The sequence below is a fragment of the Streptomyces sp. NPDC032745 genome (assembly GCF_055579465.1).
On sequence record NZ_JBVING010000019.1, the window covers coordinates 66,395 to 91,269 of the forward strand.

Genomic DNA, 24,875 nt, shown 5'->3' on the forward strand with positions numbered 1-24,875 from the left:
TCTGCTGCGCAACCACCTCCGACGGGTGGTCGCTCCACATCATCGGGAGTCCATCCGCCCTCGCACGCCGCAGCAGGCGACGCGCCTGGCCGGCTCTGGTGACGGTCTGTGGAGGCGGCGCTTGCGTCGTCATGCAGTTGAGTTCCGCGCTCCTGCAGCGCACCGACGACGCACCCGTCCTCCACCGTGTCCTCCCGTACGCGCAACCGTCTCCTCCACGGCCGTGCACCGGCGCCCTTCGCGCCGCCAGCCCAGGTGACCGCATGCGTGCTGGGGCTCCACACCGTGACGGGTGTCGACCCTGAGGAGGTTGCCACCCATGGCTGCCCGCAAGAGCACCTTCCGGTTCCTCGAGCCCCGCCACGAGAACCTGATCTCCGACGCCGTCCCGCTCGACGGCGTCTTCCCCCTGCTGCCACCGGTCTTCGAACCCCTGCGCGGCGAGCCCGCACTCTCCGACGGGGAGGCGCCCACCGAGCTCGGCAAGGCCGTCATGGAGTGGTACGCCAAGGCCCACGACTGCCCGCCCGAGGAGACCCCCGCCGGGTTGGTCCGGGCCATCGAGGCGGTGTCGGCCGGCGGCCGGGAGAACGTCGAGGCCGTGCGCCGCGCGCAGTGGCGGCGCAACCACGCCGGGCAGCTGTCGGTGGCCCAGCTCGTGGTCTGCGTCCCGATGGTGCGCCCGGCCACCGTCCAGCCGCGTATGGCGGCCTCCGCCCAGCGGATCATGCGGGAGCAGTACGGGCAGTCGTTGATCCACGAGGTCGGTTCCGGCCTGCGCATCCGGGCCCGCTCCGCCCAGCACCTGATCAACATCAGCCAGGCGCAGCAGAGCGTCCGCATCCCGCACGCGTACGTCGGCGAGGCCGAGAAGGAGTTCGCGGACTCGCTCGCCCTGGAAGGGATCCGCGAGGAGATCCGCGGGTTCGCGTACGACATGCACGTGTCGGAGGACGAGCGCGGGTACCTCGTCGAGACGGACGACGGCTGGACGCGGGTCAGCGTCGCCCAGTCCTTCATGGGGCAGCTGATGGGCACGCATGCGGACCTGTCCACCATGCACTGGGAGTACCCGGCCGGTTCCTTGACCGTCCGCCCGCACACCCCCGACAGCATCGAGGCGGCCCACCAGGCACTGCGCTTCGAGGAGGCGTCCTTCGCCGTCTGGCCGACGGGCCGGACCAGGTCCGCGGTGCAGACCTGGCTCGACGGCGCCCGGCCCGAGGCCCAGGCCACGCTGCGCATGATGACGGCCCGGATGGACATCGGCATCGCCGTCCTGCCGTACCGGAGGAACAGCGCTCACGACGTGGTCTACGCCGACATGGCCCGCTTCCACGTCAAGGGGCAGAACCCGACCCTGTGGGGGAAGTCGGACGACGAGGCCTTCAAGGCCCGCACGGTCGTCAACGACCTCGTCCGTCGCAACTACCTCACGGAGGAGCAGCGGGACGTCTTCTTCGGCGACGACGAGGTGCCGTGGGAGGACGCCCCGTCGGGCATGCCCTACCGCAACCGTATCGTGGCCACCACGCACGTCATGGTCTCCACGGTGGTCGACGATCCCGCCGTGCCCACCCGGTACGCCGTGGTGCGGGAGACGCTCAAGCGGTTGCGGGTGCCCAACTCGCCCCTGCAGGCGGCGACCACCACCGCCTCCCTGGCCGGCCTGGTCGCAGGCCTGGAAGGGGATGGCGAAATGGGCCAGTTCACCGCCGTGATCGCCCGCTCCTTCCGCAAGTCGGAGCTGCGTGACATCGCCCAGCACGACGGCAATTGGACGGAGCTGATCGACCGGGACATCGAGGAGATCGCCGATGGCGCCCGCCGGGAGCTGGCGGCGGCCCTGCAGGCCAAGCGGACCCGCATCGGACGGCACCAGCGGGCCCTGGCCGTCCTCGCGCTCGTCGCGCACGCGGCGAACCCCGCCCTGCGCAACTACCGCCGCCCGGACGGTGGCACGCACCCCGACGGTACGCCTCGTACGATCCGGTACCCGTCTTCGATGACCCTGACCGGGCGCGGCGGCCGGGGCGGGGTGATGAAGGTCGAGGCGGACGTCGTAGTCATGAACGCGGCGCGCTCACCCGAGGGAATCGACCAGCTCGAGGCGATCGTGCGCGCGGCCATCACCGAGGAACCTGTGGTCCCGGTCGACCCGGCGACCGGCGCGGAGATGCTGGAGGAGTGGCTGCGGCGGTCCTGGGCCAAGGCCCCCGGCATCGACGGCAGGCCCGGCACGGACGCGGGATCCCCGGCGCCCGCCCCGGCCCCCGGCTTCCGGGCCGAGGGCAGCGGCCACTCGGACGGCGTGGGCCTCCGCTCCGCCGTCGCCGTCCCGCTGTGGCAGGACGGTCCGGGCGGGGAGGAGGACCGGGGGAGCGCCGACCCGCTCGCGGAGATCGGCGCATGGGAGAAGGCCGTCGTCGCCCTGGCCGACGAGATCGACCACGTGGCTGCCCGGGCGAGCGTGCTCGCCGGCATCCGGGTGGACGCCGTGAGGGCCGGTGTCGACGAGGAGGACTACGACCCCGACGACGAGAACCTGCCCCTCATGATCGACGAGGTCGGCATCGACCCCGACGTGGAGGACGGCACCGACGAGTCCCTCGAAAGCCTGCGCCGCTTCCTCCGCCAGGGCGTGATGGCCTACCTCAAGCAGCAGGCCCGGCGATGACCACACAGCCCAAGGTCGAAGCCGTGCCCAAAGCCGTGCCCAAAGCCGTGCCCGCGGCCGTGCCCAAAGCCGTGCCCAAAGCCGTGCCCGCGGCCGTGCCCGCGGCCGTGCCCGCTGCCGAGCCCGCTGCCGTGCCCGCGGCCGAGTCCGAAGCCGTGCCCGCTGCCGTGCCCGCTGCCGAGCCCGCTGCCGGGGCCGGGGCCGAGTCCGCTGCCGGGGCCGGGGCCGGGGCCGGGTCGGGGGCGTGGACCGGGGGCCGTCGCGTCACCGGCACGGTTGCGGCCGAGTCCAAGCGTGAGCCCGCGGTCGATCCTGCCGCCGGAGCCGGAGCCGGAGCCGGAGCCGGAGCCGGAGCCGGAGCCGGAGCCGTGCCCGGCGTCGGCGTCGGCGTCGGCGACCGGGTCGTGGCCGGCACGGTGGCCGTGGACGAGGCCGGCCGGCCGGTGGTCCGGCGGCCCGAGCACGTCACCGACCGCTGGTGGCAGGGCGTGGCCGCCCTCCTCGGCCCGACCCTGCACGGCACGCCCGCCACGGCCGTGACCGCAGCCTCGGTCGTCGTCCGCCGCGACCGGGCGCGGGCCCTGCCCCGGCTGCTCGCCCGCCATCCCGCGGCGGCAGCCCGGTGGACCTGGACGCCGGCCGCCGAACGGCTGCGCGCGGGCGGAGCCGCCGCCGCGGACGGACTGGCCGTGCTGCTCGCCGCCGACTCGGCCGAACAGTCCGCGTGGCCGGCCGACATCGACCTCCCGGCCCTGGGGTTCGTCCGCACGCTGCTCCCCTTCCAGCGCACCGCCGCGGCCCGGCTGCTCCGGGCCGGCGGCGGGGCCAATTTCTCCGTGCCGGGATCCGGGAAGACCACCGTGGCGTACGCCGTGTTCACCGCGCTGAGGGCCCGCGGAGCCGCGCACGCCCTGCTCGTCGTCGCACCGCCCTCCGCGTTCGAGGCATGGGTGGAGGAGGCCCGCGCCTGTTTCGCACCGGACCGGGCGCCCGCCGTCGCCGTACGGCCCCGGGTCATGGCGCGCACCGACACCGTCGTCGTACTCAACTACGAGCGCCTCGGCGACCCCGCGGTGCGCGCCGCGCTCGCCGGCTGGTCCCGAGGGCGGAAGGTCCTCACGGTGTTCGACGAGGCCCACCGCGCCAAGGCCGGCGCCGCCTCCCGGCGCGGCGCGGAGGCGGCGGAACTCGCCCGCCGCGCCGACGCCGTGATGGTCCTCACCGGTACCCCGATGCCCAACCGGCCCCGCGACCTGGAGGCCGTGTTCGACCTGGTGTGGCCGGGGCAGGGACACCGGCTCGTCCACGGAGACCTCGCCCACCTCCGGGACCGGGCCTACGTACGGGCCACCAAGGACGACCTCGAACTCCCGCCCCTGCACCTGCGGGTGGAACGCATCGCCCTCGACGCCTCCCACCGCGCCCTGTACGACGCCATGACCAGCCGCGTACGGCAGTGGGCGCAGGACGCCGCCGGACTCGAGGGATCCGCCTCGGGGGCGGTGGCGGCCCAGGCGGGGCGCGCCCTGCTGCACCTGATCGCCGCCGCGGCCAACCCGGCCGCGGTCTTCGCCCCGGGGCAGCCGTGGTCGCTGCCGCTGGACGGGCCCGGCCACGCGGACCTGGCCTCGCTGGTGGCCGAGCCGACCCGGCACATCCGCCCGGCCAAGGTGGTCCGCGCCGCTCAACTGGTGGCGGAGCACCGCGCCCAGGGCCGCAAGACCGTCGTCTGGTCGGGCTTCCTCGGCAACATCGAGGCGCTGGTCACGGCGCTGGCCCGGCACCGTCCGGCCGTCGTCACGGGAGCCACCGCGCTCGACGACCGCAAGGCCGAGCTCGACCGCTTCCGTCACGACGACGACTGCTGGGCACTGGTCGCGACCCCGCAGACCCTGGGCGAGGGGGTCTCCCTGCACCTGGCGTCCAGCGACCAGGTGCACCTGGACCGCGGGTACGCCGCCGGCACCTGGCTCCAGGCCCTCGACCGCACGCACCGCCTCGGCCTGCCCGCCGCCGCCCGCCCCACCTGCACGGTGCTGCTGGCCGCCCACACCGTCGACGAGCGGGTCAACGAGGCCCTCAACCACAAGGTCGCCGCCCTGGCAGCGGCCCTCCGCGACCCCGCCCTCCGCCCGGTGGCGGACCCCTCCCTCACGGACGGCGACACGGACGCCCTGCTGGGCGACACCGACGCCCTCCGCGAACTTCTCCGCCCCTGCTGACACGGGCCCCACCGAGGCCTGATCACGCATCACCCGGTCCACGGCTCTCTACAATTGGTCATGTGCCTGACAGCAGTGGCACTGCACCACTCCCAGGAACGGCACCACACCTCGAAGGGGGCGATCAGCGCATGACCGAGTCTGAGAGCGCGGGATACGACTACGACGTCGTCATCAGCGGATCCGGCCTGGCCGGCAGCGCCGCGGCGATCCTGCTGGCCCGACGCGGTGTCCGCGTCGCGCTGCTGGAACGCCGCTCGGACCCCGAGGCGTACAAGGTGCTGTGCACCCACTCCCTCACGGCCAACGCCTACCCGGTGCTGGACGAACTCGGCCTCGTCCCCGCTCTGGAGAAGGCGGGAGCCGTCCGCAACGAGGCCCGCTGGTTCACCCGTTGGGGATGGATCGAGCCGAGGGCCGCGCCGGAGGGCCCCGAGCTGCCATACGGGTACAACATCCGGCGCAGCACCCTCGACCCGTTGATCAGGTCCCGTGCTGCGCAGACCCCCGGCGTCGATCTGCTCCTCGGTCATCATGTGACCGGGCTGGTCCGGGAGGCCGGGCGAACCGTGGGGGTGCACGCCTCGACACCACAGGGCGAGCGTGAGATCAGGGCCCGCCTGGTGGTCGGCGCCGATGGCAAGGACTCGGCCGTGGCGAAGTCCGCCGGGGTGCCTGCCCGGCAGTACGAGAACACGCGGTTCGGCTACCTCGCGCACTTCCGCAACCTTCCGCTGCACGGCGGGATCGGCCAGACCTGGTTCCTCGAGCCCGACATGGCGTACGCGTTTCCCAACGACGACGGGGTCACGGTCCTCGCGGTGCTCCCGGACAAGAAACGGCTGCCGGCCTTCCGGGAAGACCTGGAGGCCAGCTTCCTCTCCTTCGTCCGCGCCCTCCCCGAGGCGCCGCCCATCGACTCCGCCGAACGCATCTCCAAGATCATCGGTACGGTCGACTACCCGCTCCACACCCGCAAGCCGACCGCACCGGGCGTCGCGCTCATCGGCGACGCCGCCCTGACCGGCGATCCCCTGTGGGGAGTGGGATGCGGCTGGGCGCTGCAGTCCGCGCAATGGCTGGCGGAGGCGGTCGCCACGGCCGCAACCGGCCGGGGCGACCTCGACCGGTCGCTCGTGGCGTACGCGCGCAGACACCGGAGCCGGCTGAGCGGCCACCAGTCCATGGCCGTCGACTTCGCCAAGGCCCGCCCGTTCAATCCCATGGAGCGGCTGGTGTTCTCGGCGGCAGCGCGCGATGAGTCGGTGGCGCGGCACATGCACCTGTTCGGACAGCGCCTGATCGGTCCGCTGCGCTTCCTGAACCCCATGGCACTGGCCAAGGCCTCGGCCGTCAACATCAAGCACCGCGCGGCGGCTGCGCCAACCGCACGCTGAGGCGTGCTCTCGCGCCCTTCGGGCTCCTCGGCCGCCGGTGCGCGGTCAGGGCTTCCCGCGGGCACCCGGCACCTCGAGCACGGCCTGGAACTGCCCGAGGGCCTCGTGGATGCGGCCCGTCGCCAGGTAGGCACGGCCCAGCCGCGAGCGAATGTCCATCTCCAGCCAGTCGTACGCGGGTTCGGTGAGCGGGGACAGCAACTGGTGCTGGATCAGGGCCTGGTGGTGAAGGGCCACGGCCGCGCCCGGATCTCCCTCGCCCTGCTCCGCCGTACCCAGCCGGGTCAGGCCGCGCGCGCAGAGGAAGACGTCCCCGGCCTCCTCGACGAGGTGGACCGCCTGGCGGAGCAGGCTCTTGGCCTCGGAGTACCGGCCGAGGCGGAGGTGGATGTCGGCGGCGAAGCTCAGGACCCTGCCGAGCAGGCGCGGTCTGCCGCTCCTGTCGGCGTGGGTACGGGCCTCGGCGAAGCAGGCCAGAGCCTCCTCGTTCCGTCGCTCCAACTGGTGGGCGAGGCCTTGGATGACGAATGCGATCGAGGCGATCCAGTCGTTGTGCGGCGGCCCGGACACGCCCAGTCCCGCGGCGACACGGGAGATCGCCCGGTCGGCCTCGCCCACACTCACCTCGACGGACGCCAGCCCGATGAGGGCCCGGGACTCTTCGGCCTGGTCGAGGTCGCGCCGGCTGAGGTGGAGCGCCTCGGCGAACACGGTCCGCGACTGCGCGTACCGGCGCTGGTACACGCCGGTGTAGGCAAGGCAGTTGCGCAGGGCGAGGGCCATCCGCGGGTCGGTGGCCCCGCCCACGTGCGCGAGTGCGATCTCGAGAGCGGTCTGGGACTCGTGGTAGCGGCCCTGCCGCGTGAAGTAGTCGACCAGCGCCTCGGCGATCCAGCACGCGTAGTCGACCTCGCCGAGGGCCACGGCGTGTCCGACGACGTCGACGAGCTCTCCACCGGCCGCGTCCAGCCAGATCTCCGCGTCCTTCCAGTTCGCGAACGGTGCTCCGGAGGGTTGGGGTCCGGTGGGGAAACCGGTGGGGAGCCCCCAGTCACTGGCGATCCGGGCGGCGTCGAGGTAGAGGCGCAGGGCGGCCGTGCGCGTGCCGACCGCCTCGTCGGGAAGGGCTTCCGCGAGGCGCCGCGCGTGCACGCGGACCAGATCGTGCAACCGGTAGCGGCCCGGACGCGGCTGCTGCAGGAGGTTCGCGTCGACCAGGCTCTCCAGGATCTGCTCGGTGTCGTGGGGCGGCCGGCCGAGCATGGCCGCCGGCGCCAGCACGTCGAACTCGACCGTCGGTGCCTGGCCCAGGGCGCGGAACCCGAGCTGCTGGTCGGGTGCGAGCTGGTCGTACGACAGCCGGAAGGCCGCCTCGACGCTGCGGTCCCCGATGCTCAGTTCGCCGAGTCGGCGTTCGTCGCCCGCCATACGGCCCACCAGGTACTCCACCGTCCAGGTGCGGCGGTTCTGCAGCCGCGACCCGGCGATGCGCAGTGCCAGCGGCAGCCCGTCGCACAGCCCGACCAGCTGACGCGTCGCCTCCGGCTCGCGGCTCGCACGCTCCTCCCCGATGAGGTGCGTGAGCAGCAGCACCGCACCCCCGCCCCTCAGCGGCTCCAGCGTGACCCGTCGGTCGGCGTCCAGTTCGGGCAGGCGTCGGCGGCCGGCCACCAGCACCCTGCTTCCCGCTCCCGCGGGCAGCAGCGGTCGCACTTGGTCGGCGTCCAGGACGTCGTCCAGCACGAGGAGCAGCCGTAGCGGGCTGGTCGCCGCGCGCCAGGCGGCGGTGAGTTCCTCGAGGCCGCTCGGCAACTCGCCTTTGGCCGCGCCCAGGGAGCGCAGCAGGCGCTGCAGTGCCTGCTCGGGGGTCTGCCGCCGCTGCGTGCTGTGCGCGCGCAGGTCCACGAACAGGCTGCCGTCCGGGTACCGGTCGCTGAGCTCACGGGCCGCGCGGACGACGAGCGCGGTCTTGCCGACACCGGCCGTACCGTCCACCGTCACGATCGACACGGATCCGGGCGCATAGGCCTCGGTCAGCTGCGCGAGCTCGGCCTCGCGGCCGACGAGGCGGCCGGCGTCGCCCGGCAGTTCGTTGACGGTGCGGCGGGTCCGGGGCCGGGCGGGAGGTGCGGCGGAGCGCGCAGCGGCCGGACCGAGCAGGTGTTCGTCGTCGCGGCGCAGCACCGCTTCGTACAGCCGGTGGAGCTCTTCCCCCGGATCGACGCCGAGCTCGTCGCGCAGCCGTACGCGCATGCCCTGGTAGGCGTTGAGCGCTTCCGCCTGGCGTTCACTGCCGTACAGGGCCCGCATCCGCAGCGCCAGCAGCGACTCGTCGTACCGGTCGGACGGGGAGAGGACCGTGAGGTCGTCGAGGGCGTCGCCGAACCGGCCGAGCAGGACCAGGCACTCGAGTCTGTCCAGCCGCAGCCCCCGCCGGCGCTCCGACAGCCGCTCCCGCTCGGCCTGCGCGAACGACCCCGGCAGGGCGGCCAGGGGCTCGCCCCGGAACAGTGCGAGCGCCGAGGACAGTTGGTCGACGGCCTTGGCCAGCTCGCCGGACGCCATCGTGCGCCGCGCCTCGACGCCCCGCTCGGTCAGGTCCGCCACATCGAGCCGGACCCCGTCGACGGCGAAGCGGTACCAGCCCTTTCCGCTGCGGATCACCGACTCCGTAGGGCGGGTGCCCTCCGCGTCGAGCGCCCGGCGCAGCGGGTTGACGTGACTGGCCAGCACTTTGTGGCCGGATGCGGGTGGCTCCGACCCCCACACTCCGTGCATCAGCTGCTCATGGCTCACCACGGCCCCCCGGCTGAGCAGCAACGCGGCCAGCACGGCCTGCCGTTTGACGGGCCCCAGATCCAGCGGTGCTCCGCTCCGGTGCGCCCGTAACGGCCCGAGCACCGCGATCCGGAGCTGCCCGGGAGGTTCGCTGTCCATGGAGAAGCCCCGCTTTCGCACATCATCGGAATTTCATCTGCTCTGCAGCGTGTCCGGTCATGGTTGCAGAGATGCGACGGAGAACGGCTGTGAAGCCAGGGAGCGCAAGGGGCACGGTGTGATCGAGTTGACGAGCGTGATCAGGGATCTACGGGAGGAGCTGGGCCGGGCGATCGCCGCGGCGGAGGGCGAGGCGCTGCGCTTCGAGCTGGGACCGATCGAGTTGGAGCTGTCGGTCGCGCTGGAGCGGTCCGGGCAGGCAGGGGCGAAAGTGCGGTTCTGGGTGGTGGAGTCCGGTGCGGAGGCGGCGGTGGGCGCCGTCTCGGCCCAGCGCATCTCACTGGCGCTGCAGCCGGCCTTGGCGGGGTCGGACACACCGCCGTTCATCTCCGGCCGCGCCGACGCACACGAGCAGTGAGCGCCGTCGTGGGCGGGTCGACGGAGCCGGACGGGCTCGACCGGCGGCGGGCGGTCCAGGTCATCACCACGTGCGGCGCGGGCGCCGGAGGGCGCGGGTCGGGTTACCAGGTGGCCGGGAACATGGTGCTCACGGCCGCGCACGTGGTGTGCGGCGCGGCGACGGTGCAGGTGCGTTTCCTCACCGAGGACGGCGGTACGCGGGAGGTGCAGGGCAAGCCGTTCTGGGTGAACTCCGCCTCGGACGTCGCGCTGATCGCCCTCGCGGACGAAGCCGTCCGAGGCTCGGGCGCGGACAGCCCGGCCGGTGCTGCGGTTCCGCCGGTCCGGTACGCCCGTGTTGCGAAGCCGGTGGAGTGCGAAGCGCTGGGATTCCCCAGGTTCAGACTGCGTGCCGGGGCCGCGTCGCCGGACGGCGGTGCGGCCGTGTCGTACCGGGATTCCCACCACGCGCGCGGTGAGACCACCCCGTTGTCGAACCAGCGTGAGGGCAGTCTGGAGATAACCCTGAAGTCCTCCCCGGAGCACGACCCCGAGCGGGGCCGTTCGCCTTGGGAGGGCATGTCGGGGGCCCCGGTGTGGAGCGGCGGGTGCGTGATCGGCGTCATCACCAAGCACTACCGCTCCGACGGGCTCAGCACGCTCGCGGCGAGCCCGGTGGACCGCTGGTACCGACAGGTGAGTCCGCAGGAGATCGGCGAACTGGGCTCGTTGATCGGGTTGCCGGCGCATCCCGGCAGGCTGGAGGAGCTTCCCCGTGCGGCGCCGCTGCCCGGTGCGCCGGAGCTGCGGGAGGCGGCCGGGCTGCTCGCCTCCCGGGTGGCCGGACAATGGCGGAAGGAGGAGCGGCGCCGGCATGTGCACGACCCGTTCCCGCTCCCCGTGCGCTTCCGGAATGCCGACGCCCGCCTGCTCGATCACTGGGCCAAGATCTGCGACGCACCACCCGGGGCGGATCCGGCGCCGCTCGCACTCGCCGGCCGCATCGACCGGATCGTGGAGGTGTACCGGTCCGTCCCGTCCCGCCGGCTGGTGGTGCTCGGTGCGGCCGGGGCGGGCAAGACGATCCTGACCCTGCGCTTCGTCCTCGACTGGCTGGGCACCCGTACGCCGGACGAGCCCGTACCGGTGATCTTCAGCCTGGGATCGTGGGACCCGACCACCGTCTCCCTGCGCGACTGGATGTGCCACCAGCTGGTACGCGACCACGGCCTCGCCGTTCCTGCCGCGCACGGGGGGAGTCTGGCCGGCGCGCTGGTCGACACCGGCTGGATCCTGCCCGTCATGGACGGGTTCGACGAGATCGCCGGCGGCCTGCGGCGTGCAGCGCTCAAGGAGCTCGACCGCACCGCCACCCCGCTGCTCCTCACCAGCCGCCCCGGGGAGTACGCCGAGGCCGTGGAGACCCGCCCGTTCCCGAAGGCCGCCGTTGTCGAGCTGGACGACCTGTCCTTGGACGACGTCGCCCGCTACCTGCCCCTCACCAGTCGTCCGGGTCCGGACGGCGGTGTGCGCAGTACCGTGTGGGAACCCGTCCTGGACGAGCTGCGCAGGCAACGGCGCAGCCCGGGCGCGGAGAACCTGGCCAGGGTGCTCGTCACCCCGCTGATGGTCGCCATGGCCCGTGCCGTCTACAGCGAGGCCCCCCGGTCCGACCCCCTACGGCTCCTGGACACCGCCGCGTTCGCCTCCCCGGAGGCCCTGCAGAGGCATCTCCTGGCCGCGTTCACCCCGGCCGCCTACGAGCCCTCGCCGACCGACGGCGGCAGCGGCCGTCGTCGGCGGCGGCAGGACTGGAACCCCCGCCGTGCGCAGCAGTGGCTCGGCCACCTCGCCGCGCACCTGGACCGACTCGGCAGGGAGGGCACGGGCGTCCCGGCACGCGACCTCGCCTGGTGGCAGCTGGGCACCACGATGAGCCGTTCCTCGCGCATGCTCGTGATCGGATTTCTGGCCGCACTGGCCCTCGGGGTGACCACCGCAGTCGGGAACGTTCCCGTGGACTTGGTCGCGACGTCGTTCGGGCTCAGGTTCGCGCTCGTGCGGGGGCTCGTGGTCGGGGCCCTGCACGCGCTCGTGAACGGACTGTTCTTCGGGCTCGTGTACGGATTCGTGTCCCAGGGCGCGGCAGAGCCGTCGCGCGTACGCATCCAGGTTTTCGGCAGGACCGGGCACGGCCGTACGGGGGTCCTCCCCAGGTTCCGGCTGGGACTCGCGTGCGGGGTCCTGGCCGCGCTCGTGCTCTTGTTCCTGGACAGGGTCGTGGTCGAGTCCCTGGGTCTCGGGGACGGCCTGGACGGTGGGCTCGTGGGGGGCCTCGTGTTCGTGCCCGGGCTCGGGCTGGGGGTCGGGTCGGTGCTCGGGCTCATGGCCTGGCTGGAAGTTCCCGTCGACATCAGATCCGGTGTCAGTTCCTCGGAGCTGCTCGGCCAAGACCGCAGGAACGTGCTCTTCCATTTGCTGGTGTGGGCGCTCGTGTTCGGGACGGGAGCCGGATGCGCCAACGCATTCACGGCCGGGCCCGTGTGGGGACTCCTGGTGGGGCTCGCGTTCGGGATCGAAGCCGCCTTCGCGGGCGGACTCGCGTACGGACTCGCTTTCACCGCCTGGGGCCAGTGGGTGGCCCTCGCGCGCATCTGGCTGCCCCTCACAGGGCAGTTGCCCTGGCGGCTGGTCGCCTTCCTCGACGACGCGTGCGAGCGGGACGTACTGCGCCAGGCCGGCGCGGTCTATCAGTTCCGGCACGCTCAACTCCAAGATCACCTGACCCGGGTCTTTCTGGCGGGCCGCAACAGCGGCCTGCCGGCGGACGGGCCGGACCGGACCAAAACACCCTGACGGGAGTCAGCATGAGAACTGGCAAGCACACCCAGAACCCTCCGGTGCCGCGCAGCCCGCTTCGACTGGCCACGGTTGCAGCGGTTGCGGGCGGAGTGCTGGGACTCTCGGGAACCGGACCCGCTGCCGCGGACCCCGTGTCGCTCACACTGCGGTACACGTGCTCGACCGGGCTGATCGGGAATCTGCCCGTCATGGTGCGGATCCATTCGGATGTCCCTGAGTCGGCCGAGGCCGGAAAGCCCACCCGCACCTTTCCCGTCAGCGCTACGGTGCCGGTGCCCGCGGACGCTGCGAAGGCGCTGGGCGGGATCGGTGTGACGACCGTCGAGGGCACGGTGGAGGCACAGGTCCGCGTGGCGGCCCCGGAGGGGGACAGCTGGGTGAAGGTGCCGGTCGATGTGAAGGCGCGCATCCCGGCGGCCGGGTCCTTCCACGTCGAGGCGTCCGGCTCCGCACCGTCGCTCACATTCAGACAAGCGGGCAGCGCGTGGATCACCGTCGGCGACCTCGTCGCGCATCTCGCCCTGAAGGACGCGAAGGGCCACGTGGCCTACCCCGGCGAGATCGCCGCGCGGTGCACGCCGGATGCCGGGCAGAACAACGTCTTGGCGTCGTTCCGCATTACCGATGCCGATGCCGATGCCGATGCCGATGCCGGGACCGGGACCGGGACGGACACGGGCCAGGCCGCGTCCGGGGCGGCAGGCACTGCCGGTGCAGCAGCCGCTCCCGGCGCACCGCAGGCCGACCGGACCGCGTCGGGCCCCACCGAGCCCACACCGCAGAGCGCGCTCCCGGAGACCGGAGCCGACCGCGCCCCGTGGCTGCTCGGCGGCGCGGGCGCGCTGCTGGCTGCGGGCGCGGTCACCCTCTTCGCCGCACGCCGAACCCGTGCGGACGACGGCGTCGGCGATACCGCCGGTACCTGACCGGGAGACCAGGCTGATTCACGTCCGGGAGTCAACCCCGGGGAGCAGCTGGTGAACCAAGTGGGCTGCGACGAAAGGCGGTCGCACCCAGTCGCCTACAGCCAGTCGCGCTTCTTGAAGATGACGTAGAGGCTGACGCAGACCACGGCCATCAGCAGGATCGCGAACGGATACCCGCCCGCCCACTTGGTTCCCACGAGTGTGGGTGCAAAGAGGATGGCGGCCCACGAGGAGATCTTCTTGACGTCGTCACCCTCACACCACTGACCTGCGGAAATCGGCTTCAGAGGTGCCCCGACCTGCAACGATCCGCCTTTCAGGCCCTTTCGCGGTGCTGCCCGTTTGTACGGCCGATCCTCCCCAGCCGCTCCCCAATGGGGCTTCATTCTCCCCAGATTCTCCCCAGCGAGAGCGTGCACAGACGTCCCGCTACTGCGCACTGGGGCGTCTGTGCACGATGGGCTACGCAACATCGACTCCGTGCGCCCTGGCCAAACCGTTCAGCCCGTCGGCCCACCCCTGTCCGATTGCTCGGAGCTTCCACACTGGCCTCCCCTCGGGGGACGTGTGCCGGTACAGCTCCGCGATGACCATCGCTTTGATGGCGGGGTCGGCGGGTGGCTGGAAGGTCCATGCGGCGGAAGCGCATCCGATGGACAGCTCCGCGTAGGTGAGGGAGCCGCACGTCAGCCCGGTGTCGACGTCCATGTTGATCGCGATCGTCATGCGCTGGACGTGCTCGGGCAGGGCGGTGAGGTGGGCGGCGGCGCGTTCGACAGTATGCGCGCCATCGTGCTGCTTCCCCAGGAGCCGAGCGGCCCCGTCGGCGGCGGACGGCTGGTTGTAGAAGACGAAGTCGTCGTCGGAGGCGACTCGGCCCTGCGTGTCGGTGAGGAAGAGGGTGAGGTCGGCATCCGCGCCGTCGAAGCTGAACGCGATGTTCAGCCCTTCCCACGCCTCGTCGGGCAAGGTGAGGTTCTGCCCCGGCGTGAGTGCCGCCGGGGCGGCGAGAACGGGCTCGCTGATGACGGGTGGCTGGGCCGCGGACGGCGTCTGGGCTCTCCACTCGGCGAACGTGTGGATCCGGTAGTGGTCTGCGGCCGGCGCATCGTGGGCGGCGGGGACATTGGCAAGGAGGTCTCCGTCCAGGCCGGCCAGCGCGGTGTCAACCGAGGCGGCTTCGTCCTGGGCGTGGTCGAGCAGGCTTTGGAGGCCGGGCAGCCGACTGATGTCCAGCGGCTTGATGGTGCTCGACAGATTTCCGGAGGCGGTAGTGGAGACGGCACAGGCGACGTCCTGTCCGAGGTCGAGGAACCGCAGCGCGTCCTCGGGCTGCCGCCAGGGGCTCGTCTCGATGGCCTGGCGGGTCCACCGGCCGTACGCCGTGAACCCCAGCCGCTGGGTGTCCGGCATACGAGTGATCACTGCCAGGTCGATCGCGGTGATGCCTGGCGCGACGGAGAATCCCTCCTTGAGGGTGGCGATGACGTTGGAGCCCATGGCCGTAAGCCACCACAGGACCCGGTCCCGCTTCGTCAGCGTCTTCAGCGTGGGGCGTCCACTGGAGGTGACTCCAGGAGTCTGGTTGGGCAATGAGTCGATGTCGTGCTGCCGCATCACCACAGACATCACGGAGCCGTCCACTCCGACCGCACAGCCGGCTGCGGGGTTGTCGGAGAAGGCGTAGTTCACCGTCTCGCACACGGTCGCCTCGTCATTCGCGACGAGGGACTGCCACCATTGATGTGCCTCGGCGGCCAGCGTCCCGTGGATGCCGTTCAACCGTGCCTGCTCGGCGGCCAGGTACACCGGCGCGTCCGCCTCGGCCCGCCGCTTCGCCTCCACGCGCTCTGCCCGTGCGAACACGCCGAGCCCTGCCAGATGGAACGCCTTGGCCTCGGCCAGCGCCCAGGGCAGACCCAGCTGCGGGGGCCCGGGCACCGCTGGGGGGTGGACGGGAGTGAATGACTGCAAGTGCACGCTGGTCATCTGCTGCCGCAGTTCCCGCAAATGCGCTATCGCTGCGTCGCGTTCCGCCTCCTGCTGGGCCCGCTCGGCCTGTCGGCGAGCCCGTTCCAGCTGTGCGCCCGAGGGTACGGCGGCCCGCGGGCGCGAGCCGGAACGTGCAGGACGGCTCGTGGTGGTCCGGCGGCGTCCACTGCCCAGCGCGGTGGAGGCGTACAAGGGCCCCATGCCCGACGAAAGCGTCGTCCGTCCTCCGCCCACGTTCACGCGTGCCATCCGCGGCCCGACGGACGTCCGTACGCCCCGCGTCGAGACGCGAACGCTCAGCCCAGGCACACCAACGCGGAAACCGAATCCCATGGAGCCTCCCTCTCTGCAACAGGAATTCTGTCACCGGCCAGACCTCGGTGCTGGGGGTACGCAGCAATCCAAGTAAAGGGGAGGCAGCTTGCAATGCTGGTCTTGGCGGGAGCAGGACGATGCTGTGCGGAGGGACCTGGTCACCCATTGAATCGAGAACTCTCGCCTCAGGGTCGGCCACTGAGTCCTGCTTTTGGAGCAGGGCAGTGGCCGAACCAACCGTGCCCGAAGTCAGGATTGGCGTGCTGGACGTGCTGTTGACGGCGGCCGGGGCACCGGTCGGACTGGCTGGGCGGTTGGCTTTGTCGCGGTCGCGGTCGCGGTCGCCTTCGGCTGAGAGGCGGCGAGGTCGTTCAGGACCGCTTCGACCACCGGCCAGCACATATTGAGCGTGTCGCGGTCGGGCGTATGAGCATCACGGATCTCTTGGCGCGGATGGACGAAGTTCCGGTACCTGCGCAGCTCGTGGCAGAAGCGCTCGACGTCTGCACCGATCCATCCGGCCGTGTGGCAGGTTTTGATCAAGGTGTCCAGGTTCACCTTGTCCGGCGAAGTGTTGCCGAGTCGCGAGGCGTCACGTTCGCGGACCACTTGCACCATGACTCCCTCCAGCAGGCTTCCGAGCATGATGATGGCAGCCACGTGAGCACCATTGGCGTAGCAAGTACGCGCCTCGGCCAAGCGGTGTTGGAGCAGGTCGGCCATTTTCCTGTCGCGGATGAGATCAGCCATGGCAGCGGTGAGTTCGGCAGGGCCCTGGCTGCCAGGCTGGGCAAGGGAGGGATCGCAGGCGACGATGCGTGGGCGGCCACCTGGACTTTCCAGCCGCGCCCCCTCGTAGACCAAGAAGTTGTTGATCGCGGATACGACAGCAGGGAGCTGATCCGGTTCATCGAGGTACTCGCGAGGGTCTGCCAGGCGAAGCAGGACCCGCTCCAGGTCTGTGGGTTCTTCTCGGCGTTCGATGAGGCGGGCGAGCGTCCATTCCATCCTGTACTCGCCGTTGTACTCCGGTACCCGCTGCCAGCCGGCGCGCTCCAGGAAACGCTCGATCTGGAAGCCCTTGCGGTAGTAGAGGTGGTCGTCGCCGCAGATGACGCGCGCGAGCTCTTCCAGGGTGTTGGCGTCCAAGATGCCGAGTGGGGACTGCGTAGTCATGCCGAGCCTTCCGTGCTGTCGTCTGTTCCGTTGTCTTTGGCCTCGTGGGATGTGTCGGCCGGATTGTTCGCCCCTGGCTCCTCAGGAGGCTCCACCGTGTCATCGGCGAGGCCGTCGTCCGAGGAGAGATCGAGTGGAGTCCACCGTCTGCCGGTGTGCGCCGCGGACGACCGAGTTTGGCCGCTGCTCTCCCTAAACGTGGCCGGATGGATGCCGAGCCGCTTGAGCTCCTCCCACAGACCGGAGAGTGCTTCCTCGGGGTCGAATCGGAACTCGCTCTCGCGAATCCGCCAGAACGTCCAGCCGACACGCTGCAGTTCACGGTCGCGCCGTTGATCACGTCGAATCTGGTCGGGTGTCGAGTGGTACCGGTCCCCGTCGCACTCCACGGCCAGGCGCCCACGTGCCCCTACGACGACGAGATCAAGGCGCTTGTTCCCTGCCGGATACTGCGGGACGACGTGATATCCCCGGGCCTTCAGGCGCAGGTAGACCTGCTGCTCGAAGAGCGATTCGAAGGGCTTCTGCGGCACATCGCCCGCTACCTCTGCGATGTCCTCGGAGCCGGCAAGTGCGGATGGCGGGTTCTCCATGTAGGACAGGAGGTTGAGTCGCATGTCCTCCCTCTTCAATCGGTCCGGCGGTACCGAATAGAAGAGCCACATCTGGTCCTGCGCCCGGGACGCAGCGACGTTGTAAGCCTGTCGTTCGCTGCGGGCACCTCCCGTGATGCGCGGCGGATCGGTGACCACCATCGACAGCAGGATGACGTGCCGTTCGTCTCCCTGGAACGACGCCGGGCTGCCCACACGGATCTGGTGACGTTCAAGCATCGGCGCCGGGATACGTTCCTGGATGAGCTTTTCCAGGAGCTTGACCTGACCGATCGACCCCTGAAGGGTGATGACGCCCATGGTCCGGTCGCGATAGGCAGGGTCGGCTACGAGCCCGGCCAGGCAGTCGACAATGGCCTCGGCCTCCTTCGCGTTGCGGATCCTGCTGTCGCGCCCCTGGGTAACGGCCCCTTCGACGAAGTGGGTCACGAGGGGGTCGAGGCGCTCGCCGCCGTACTGGCGCAGAGGCTGCAGCTTGTTGTTGTAGAAGGTTTGCGAAGACCAGCCGATGATCTCCGGCATGCAACGGAAGTGCTCCTCCAACCGGATCACCTTCGGGAAGAAGGTGGACAGGAGCTGGTACAGGTTGGTGGAAGGTCCGTACAGCGTGCGCAGCCTCGGCGGCATGTCCGGCAGGTGCGAGACGAGCCGGTCATGGATCGCCTGGTGCCGGCCCATGCCACTGAGTGGGGGCGCGCACTGTTTGTCGTCTCCCACGACGATGACGCGGGGCGCCAGCCACAGCAGGAATAGGGCGTCCATGCCTGCCTGACTAGCCTCGTCGACGATGACGACGTCGAACGCGTCCCGCCTGGGCTGCACCATCTCGGCGACTTGGGAGATGGGCATGACCCACGCAGGGACTGCTTCCTGCGCCGTCTTCATAGCGTCGTACGCCGCAGCACGGTACCGGCCCGCACCGCGCCCCTTGCCCTTGCCGTACGAGGACATGTGGTTGCGGTACGCCTGGAGAGCCGACCGCTGCTCTTGCGTCATGCGATGCAGGCAGTGCCACCTTCCCCAGGTGGCAGCGAGTTCACCGGTGATGTCCTCCAGGTGACGTTCACACTGAGCCAGTTCGCCTTCGATCTGACGTTCGCGTCCCGGTGTGCGCTGACGGTGAACGAAGGCAGAGGCCACCGCCCAGGCCCATGCCTCAGCAAGACAGTCCAGGCGAGCTTCCCATGCCCGGTCACCAGGGTCGTGCGTCAGCTGGTCGGCGAGCAGCGGGTGGGCCCGTCGGACACTTTCGAGTAGCACGGCGCACCGACGCCGGCGGTGTTCACGCCGATGAGCCTCGCGCAGCGCCTCAAGTTCCTTGGCGTATCGGTCGACGTCCTGCTCCCGAACGGCTTGAGCGGCGGCCACAGCTTCGGTGGTGGAGTGGGAGCCGTCCACCGGTGTGCGCAGTTGCTCCTCCCAAGCAAGCAACTGGGAGGTAGCCTCGTCCGCCGCTCGTCGGCCGGAGACCGCAGAGAGGGCGTCGGCGAAGTCCTGCCATGCCGACCTGGAAGTGAGCGCGATGTGTATCCCGTGATGTACGAGCAGCCCGTCGATGCGCTCGCGGCCGACGCCGAACGTGTCGACATGTTCCAGGCGTGCGTACGCCTCCGTCAGCGACGCCAGCCGAACTTCCAGCGGCCCTTCGGATACGGGCACCTGCACTTGGCCCCACCGCTCCGCAAGCGTGGCAACGGCGGAGCGGGCGCGGAGGTGAGCAAGGGCGGCGTCGAGATCCTCCAGGGTCTCGGGTGAGTGACCGTTCACGGTGCACGAGTCGAGGAGGTCCTGCGCGGCCTTCTGCGCCCGCGAGGCACGGAAGCTACCGCGGGCTCGCAGCTTGCCACCCGAGACGAGGTGCTCGCGCAGCGCAGAACCCGCCGTAAGCATCGCATCCCCTTGTTCCGTGGAGAGCTGCCCGGGCACGGTGACGCGCGTCATCCCCTGTTCGTTCAGCCGCTCGGAGATGTCGACGAGTTGATCGGCAAGTCCGGAAACGCGGCGCCACAGCGCGAGATTCTCACGGGAGAGTCGGTCGGTGAGGGCCTTGGTGGCCCACTTGCCCTCGTCCCATTCTGTGGCCCGCGGAGACAGACCCAGATGGTGCAGAGCCGTACGGCAGGAATCCACGAGAGAGGTCAGCTCATCGGTGACAGAGCTGTCGAGCCTGGCAAGATCGCCGCGGATGCGGACCGCCCCGGAGGACAGGCCCTCGTCGGTGACGCGGCTGGCTGAGAGTGCCTGGGCCAAGGCTTCGGGGGAGGGGAGGCTGTCGGGGTCTGGCAGGGTGCCACCGGCGCGTGGCTCAGCCGAACCGTCGCGCAGCAGGCTCAGCAGTTCCACCGCTTGCGCGGGGGATAGCGGAGGGACAGACGGGGTCGGGCCGTCAGTCGGCACAAGACCGATCCAGGAGTGATGTCCGGCTTTTTCTTGCACACGCTGCACAATCGAGGCGAGAGTGCCGGCGTACCCGCGGGCGATCTCCGGGTGCACGTAGACCTCGGCCTCACGCAGGGCGATCACCTGCTCGGTGAGCGTGCTGATCCTTCCCCGAACCTCCTCCCGGCGGGCGGAGAGCCGGTGGATCTCGTCTTGCAGTTGTTCGGGGTCACTCGCGGCGACCTGATCGGTAAGAGCGTTGACCGTTCGCTCCAGCTCGTCCGCACCGTCCTGCCGTGCCGAGCTCAGCAGGAGGACGCACAGGTCCCGTACAGCGGGAGGAAGCTTGTCCCGCAGTACCGTCAGGGCCTGGTCGCGGGCGCTGGTCACCAGGACCCGCTGCCCCTGTGCCAGCAGCGCAGAGACCAGGTTGGCGATCGTGTGGGTCTTCCCGGTGCCAGGCGGGCCTTGGACCACCACGCCCGTATCGTGCTCCAGCCGCCGTAGAACACTGCGTTGACGTTCGTTGGTCTTTCCCGGGAACAGCGGGTCGTCTCCGAACAGGGGCGGAATCTCGTTGCCGTCCCAGTTCGCGCGCTCTTCGGAGTTCAGCGGCAGCACCAGCTGGGCGAGGCCCAGAGGAGCGTGTGCCTCGGAGGACACGCTGTCCGCGATCCGGTCGTAGAAGCCCAGCAGAGCATTGCGGTCCCGTGGGCGCAGCACAAGTGCGGGGGCGTACGTAAGACGAGCGCCTGCTTCGGGCTCGCGGGGCGGCTGCCACTCGGCACTGAAGGACACAGGCCGTTGCAGCACCCGCTCTTGCCATTGGGCCAACTGCTCCAAGGCCTCCGAACCAAGCAGGTGCAGTGACTGGCCCGCGATCTCCTCGGTGAGCGCGGCCGAGCGTTCGGGCGCCCATCCGTCATCGGTGTCGAGGAATGACTGATCCTCCAGCCGCACGGCTCCCTCGGCCATGAGCCGCACAGTGAGCCTGGCGGTCTTCCGGTCTACCAAGGTCTCCACACGGTGGGTGAGTAGATGACGGTGAATGGCGTCACCACGCGGATCGCTCCACGTCAAGAGCCCTGTGGCGAGAACGAGTTCCAGCTGATCATCCTGCTGGGTCAGCTTCTGGTGCCAGCCGTAGACCAGGTCGTACAGCTCGCGAAGCGCTCGCTCCGCGCGCTCCCTCTCCGCCCACTTCCGCCAGCGCGTCAGCCAGGGACCGTAGGCTCGGAGTACCTCGTCGGCATCCTCTCGGCGGACGGTCTGCTCCGAGGCCTGTTCCCAGGACTGGCTGCCGTCTGCCGCTTGCACGAGTTCCTGACCCGGTCCTTCAGCCTCGAGCGGCGGGTCACCGCCGTCCGCGTCCTGGCAGCGTTCTGTGGACACCCATCCATCGAGCAGATCGGGGAGGGAGGGCGGCGATGTCTGCGGAACGTGCTCAAGCGAGAACAGCAGCCCGTCGTGTCGGTCGGACGGGCGTCGCACCGAGGGGGGCATGGCGACCAGCCATAACCGCTCCCTGGAGCGGCGGTCATCGCGAAGTCGTTGGTTGCTGCTCTGCACGACCTCCTTGAGGAAGCCGATCAGACTGGCGGTCTGGCCGATGACGTCGGGGTTCTTCGCGTGACGTCGCGGTTCGTTCACTTTTCTCCTCCCGGCTGGTGGCGAACGTTCCAGGATCGGGATGAGCAGCAGCAGGGGCAACCTGTCACTGGAAAATGGCGAAATATGAGCTTCGTATGGGCTGAATCACCTTGATCCCAGCGAGTACCTCGTGGAGATCCGCCGGCCGCCAGTGCCCGTGCCCGTGCCCGTGCCCCGATGGTCTTGGTATGCGTGGGGCCAATCAATCCGGGAGCTTGAGATTTGGTTGCCCGAGCGAGTTCCAGGCCGCCCCGATGGCGCAGTCCATCTGAAGGGGCGCATGGGTGGGGATGACAGGGTGCAAGGCTGATCGGTTGACGGGGTAAGGCCTTCTACGTGCTTGCCAAGGGGCAGGTGGCACTCTGATCAGCGCGGGCTGGTAGGACAACGCGAAGCGTCGTCGGCGGCAGCCCACCCTCGGTGTCGCCCCCTTGCTTCCAGGGAGCGACACCGGCCATGCAGCCCTCAGGCCTGTGGCAACACCCGCATGGCGAGTACAGAGCCGTCCTGGTGGACGGATACGGGGCCGTCCCACTCCGAATCCCAGGCAAGGAGGGGCCAGGTCCTCCGCTGGGCGTGGATCTCCGTGCGGTACTGCTCGACACGGCCTTTCGCGAGGTGGTGGAAGAGGTCGCTCGCGACGCCGGAGAAGGCCTCGACCCGTGTCCTGTTGAGGCGGAACACGTGGTCGGTGCCAACGAAGTCGATGTCGAGGAGCCGTTGGTTCGCGTCCTGGACGCTATCGGTGGCTGCGTGTGTGGGGTCGGTGAAGTGGCGTCGGCCCAGGCTCGTCCGGCCGGTCGGGACCGAGGAGGCCGACGGCTCCGCTCGCGTACACTTTCATGCATTCGCAAGAGCCAAGTTGATCAACAGTGCTGGTGTCCGGTCTACAGCCAGTCGCGCTTCTTGAAGATCACGTACAGGCTCGTGCAGACCACCGCCATCAGCAGGATTGCGAAGGGGTAGCCCGCCGCCCAGTGGAGCTCCGGCATGGTCTCGAAGTTCATGCCGTAGATGGTTCCCACGAGTGTGGGTGCGAAGAGGATGGCGGCCCAGGAGGAGATCTTCTTGATCTCCTCGTTCTGTTCGAAGCCGGCTTCGGCCAGGGCGCGCATTTCGGCGTTCTGCTGTTGGGAGACCAGGGTGGCGTTGACCGTCAGGATGTCCGTCAGAGCCTGGCGGAAGCCGTCCACGCGTTCGCTGGTGTGGGTGACGTGGTCGGCCACGTCGCGGAGGTAGCGCTGGAGTTCCTCGTCCGTGCCGTACTTTGCGAAGCCGGCCATCAGGCCGTGGAGCATGCCGACCAGGGGGCGGGTGGCGCGCTGGAACTCGACCATTTCGCGGGAGAGTTCGTAGATGCGGCGGGAGACCTCCGGGTCGCCGCGGAAGACCTCCGTCTCGATCTCGTCCATGTCGTTCTGGACGCCTGCGACGACGGGCGCGTAACCGTCGACCACCGCGTCGAGGATCGCGTACAAGGCGGCCTCGGGGCCGAGGGAGAGGAGCTCCGGGGTCTCCTCCATGCGGCGGCGGACCGCGGAGAGGTCCGGGGCGGCGCCGTGGCGGACCGTGATCAGGAAGTCCGGGCCGACGAAGATGTGCAGCTCGCCGAACTCGACCTCCTCCGGGGCGTCGAGGTAGCGTGCCGCGCGCAGGACGACGAAGAGGGTGTCGCCGTAGCGCTCCAGCTTGGGGCGCTGGTGGGCCTCGAGGGCGTCCTCGACGGCGAGCTCGTGGAGGTTGAACTCGGCGGCCAGGGAGTGGAGCTCGGGCTCGGTGGGGCGGTGCAGGCCGATCCAGGCCATGCCGTCGGGCTGGTCGCGCAGCTGGCGGAACGTCTCCGCGAGGGTCGCGGGGGAGGCGATGCGCCGGCCGTCGCGGTAGACGGCGGAGTCGATCACGCTGCGGTGGTTCGGGGGAGGGGCCGGCGCCGGCGCGGGCTTCGGGCCGTCCGGCGGGGATGCGGGCGGCGAGGCGGGTGGGGGTGCGGGGCGGCGCCATCCCGGGCCCGGGCGCTTCCCGGACGGCGAGGGGCGGCGGTCTGGGCGCTCCGACATCGCAGGTCAGCTCCCGGTCGAACGTGCGTATCGAATGTGTGTGTCGAACGTGGATTTCGAACGTGGATTCGGGCAATGAGTGGGTTTCAAGGATATTGGGGCCTCCCCCTTGCGGACAGTATCTGTCCGCAAGGGGGAGTAGCTTGCTGTCCATGGCCTCCCGGACTGCGCATCCCGTACTCGATACCCGTTCACTGAACCGTGCCACGCTCGCCCGCCAGTTGCTCCTGAGCCGCGCCGCAATGTCCGCGCAGGACGCCGTCGCGCACCTGCTCGGACTCCAGGCGCAGAACGTGAAGCCGCCCTACTTCCAGCTGCACGCCCGCCTCGCCGGATTCCGGCCCGCCGAGCTCGCGGAGCTGATGGAGTCCCGGCAGGTGGTCCGGATGGTCACCATGCGGTCCACCATCCACACCCACACCGCCCAGGACGCGCTGACCCTGCGGCCGCTCGTCCAGGGCGCCCGGGACCGGGAGGTCAGCTACTTCCGCAAGGGCCTCGTCGGAGTGGATCTGGAACGGCTCGGCGAGCTCGCGCGGGCGTTCGTCCAGGCCGAGCCGCGCACCATGGGCGAGATCCGGGAAGAGCTGCTCACACAGTGGCCGGACGCCGATCCGCAGTCCCTGTCCGTCGCCGCGCGGTGCCGGCTCCCGCTCGTCCAGGTCACGCCCCGCGGGGTGTGGGGACGCAGCGGGCAGGTACGGCTCACCACCCTGGAGCAGTGGCTCGGCACGCCCGCCGCGCCGGTACCGCAGACCGTGGACGACGTCGTACTGCGCTACCTCGGCGCCTTCGGGCCCGCCTCCGTCAAGGACATGCAGGTCTGGGCCGGGCTGACCCGGCTGCGGGAGGCCTTCGAGCGGCTGCGCCCGCAGCTGGCCGTCTTCCGCGACGCGAACGGCGTCGAGCTGTTCGACCTGCCCGACGCGCCCCGGCCCGACGCCGACACCCCGGCCCCGCCCCGCTTCCTCCCGGAGTTCGACAACCTGCTGCTCTCCCACGCCGACCGCACCCGCGTGGTCGCCCCCGAGATCAAGGGGCGCACCTGGGTGGGGAACCAGTCCTACCGCACCCTCCTCGTGGACGGTTTCGTCGGCGGGCTGTGGCGACTGGAGGCGGGGACGCTGACCGTGGAGCTCTTCGGGAAGGCCTCGACGGCGCAGAAGGATGAAATCGTCGCCGAGGGGGAGCGGTTGATCGCCGGCATGGCGGACCAGGACGGCCGTGGCTCCGTGCGCTTCGGGTCAATCAGCGGCTGACGCCGCTCTGGTG

Annotated in this window: 12 protein-coding genes and 1 pseudogene; 7 read left to right on the forward strand and 6 right to left on the reverse strand. The window is 70.5% G+C overall.

Annotated elements, in window-relative coordinates; translation table 11 throughout:
- The first annotated feature begins 319 nt into the window (after positions 1-319).
- The 3 genes from ACZ5WG_RS35770 (at position 320) to ACZ5WG_RS35780 (ending at position 6,296) form a co-directional block, all read left to right on the forward strand.
- Positions 320-2,677: a hypothetical protein gene (locus tag ACZ5WG_RS35770; protein WP_468728699.1), complete on the forward strand. Its 2,358-nt coding sequence runs from the start codon at positions 320-322 to the stop codon at positions 2,675-2,677.
- Positions 2,674-4,899 carry an SNF2-related protein gene (locus tag ACZ5WG_RS35775; RefSeq protein WP_468728700.1) on the forward strand — a complete coding sequence of 742 codons (2,226 nt, stop codon included), beginning with the start codon at positions 2,674-2,676 and terminating at the stop codon, positions 4,897-4,899. Before ACZ5WG_RS35770 ends, ACZ5WG_RS35775 begins: the two co-directional genes overlap by 4 nt.
- 131 nt (positions 4,900-5,030) lie before the next feature.
- Positions 5,031-6,296, forward strand: a complete 1,266-nt coding sequence (locus ACZ5WG_RS35780; protein ID WP_468728701.1) for an NAD(P)/FAD-dependent oxidoreductase — start codon at positions 5,031-5,033, stop codon at positions 6,294-6,296.
- A 45-nt stretch (positions 6,297-6,341) separates the two neighbouring features.
- Here ACZ5WG_RS35780 and ACZ5WG_RS35785 read toward each other — a convergent pair whose 3' ends face one another.
- Entirely contained in the window at positions 6,342-9,233 is a 2,892-nt protein-coding gene (locus ACZ5WG_RS35785; RefSeq protein WP_468728703.1) for an AfsR/SARP family transcriptional regulator, read from the reverse strand.
- Positions 9,234-9,351: 118 nt separating this feature from the next.
- Between ACZ5WG_RS35785 and ACZ5WG_RS35790 the strand changes: the two genes are divergently transcribed.
- From ACZ5WG_RS35790 to ACZ5WG_RS35800, 3 genes are read left to right on the forward strand one after another with little or no spacing between them, the layout of a single operon-like run.
- Entirely contained in the window at positions 9,352-9,651 is a 300-nt protein-coding gene (locus ACZ5WG_RS35790; protein WP_468728704.1) for a trypco2 family protein, read from the forward strand.
- Positions 9,648-12,488, forward strand: a complete 2,841-nt coding sequence (locus ACZ5WG_RS35795; protein ID WP_468728705.1) for an NACHT domain-containing protein — start codon at positions 9,648-9,650, stop codon at positions 12,486-12,488. The genes ACZ5WG_RS35790 and ACZ5WG_RS35795 overlap by 4 nt, the downstream gene beginning before the upstream one ends.
- Positions 12,489-12,499: 11 nt before the next feature.
- A complete protein-coding gene (locus ACZ5WG_RS35800) occupies positions 12,500-13,420 on the forward strand; it encodes a DUF6801 domain-containing protein (RefSeq protein WP_468728707.1) in 921 nt (306 codons plus the stop codon).
- Positions 13,421-13,515: 95 nt separating this feature from the next.
- Here ACZ5WG_RS35800 and ACZ5WG_RS35805 read toward each other — a convergent pair.
- From ACZ5WG_RS35805 to ACZ5WG_RS35825, 5 genes and pseudogenes are all read right to left on the reverse strand, one after another.
- Positions 13,516-13,722: pseudogene (locus ACZ5WG_RS35805) on the reverse strand (transporter); the annotation flags it as partial.
- 160 nt (positions 13,723-13,882) lie between these two features.
- The gene (locus tag ACZ5WG_RS35810) at positions 13,883-15,361 is read right to left on the reverse strand and encodes a TerD family protein (protein WP_468728708.1); all 1,479 of its coding nucleotides are present in this window, start codon (positions 15,359-15,361) and stop codon (positions 13,883-13,885) included.
- Positions 15,362-15,976: 615 nt separating this feature from the next.
- Complete coding sequence (locus ACZ5WG_RS35815; RefSeq protein WP_468728709.1) at positions 15,977-16,876, reverse strand: hypothetical protein; 900 nt, start codon at positions 16,874-16,876, stop codon at positions 15,977-15,979.
- A 23-nt stretch (positions 16,877-16,899) separates the two neighbouring features.
- The gene (locus tag ACZ5WG_RS35820) at positions 16,900-21,606 is read right to left on the reverse strand and encodes an AAA domain-containing protein (RefSeq protein WP_468728710.1); all 4,707 of its coding nucleotides are present in this window, start codon (positions 21,604-21,606) and stop codon (positions 16,900-16,902) included.
- Positions 21,607-22,433: 827 nt separating this feature from the next.
- Complete coding sequence (locus ACZ5WG_RS35825) at positions 22,434-23,603, reverse strand: magnesium and cobalt transport protein CorA (protein WP_468728712.1); 1,170 nt, start codon at positions 23,601-23,603, stop codon at positions 22,434-22,436.
- Between the two features lie 152 nt (positions 23,604-23,755).
- Here ACZ5WG_RS35825 and ACZ5WG_RS35830 point away from each other — a divergent pair, with 152 nt between their 5' ends.
- Positions 23,756-24,862: a winged helix DNA-binding domain-containing protein gene (locus tag ACZ5WG_RS35830; RefSeq protein ID WP_468728713.1), complete on the forward strand. Its 1,107-nt coding sequence runs from the start codon at positions 23,756-23,758 to the stop codon at positions 24,860-24,862.
- Positions 24,863-24,875 lie beyond the last annotated feature (13 nt).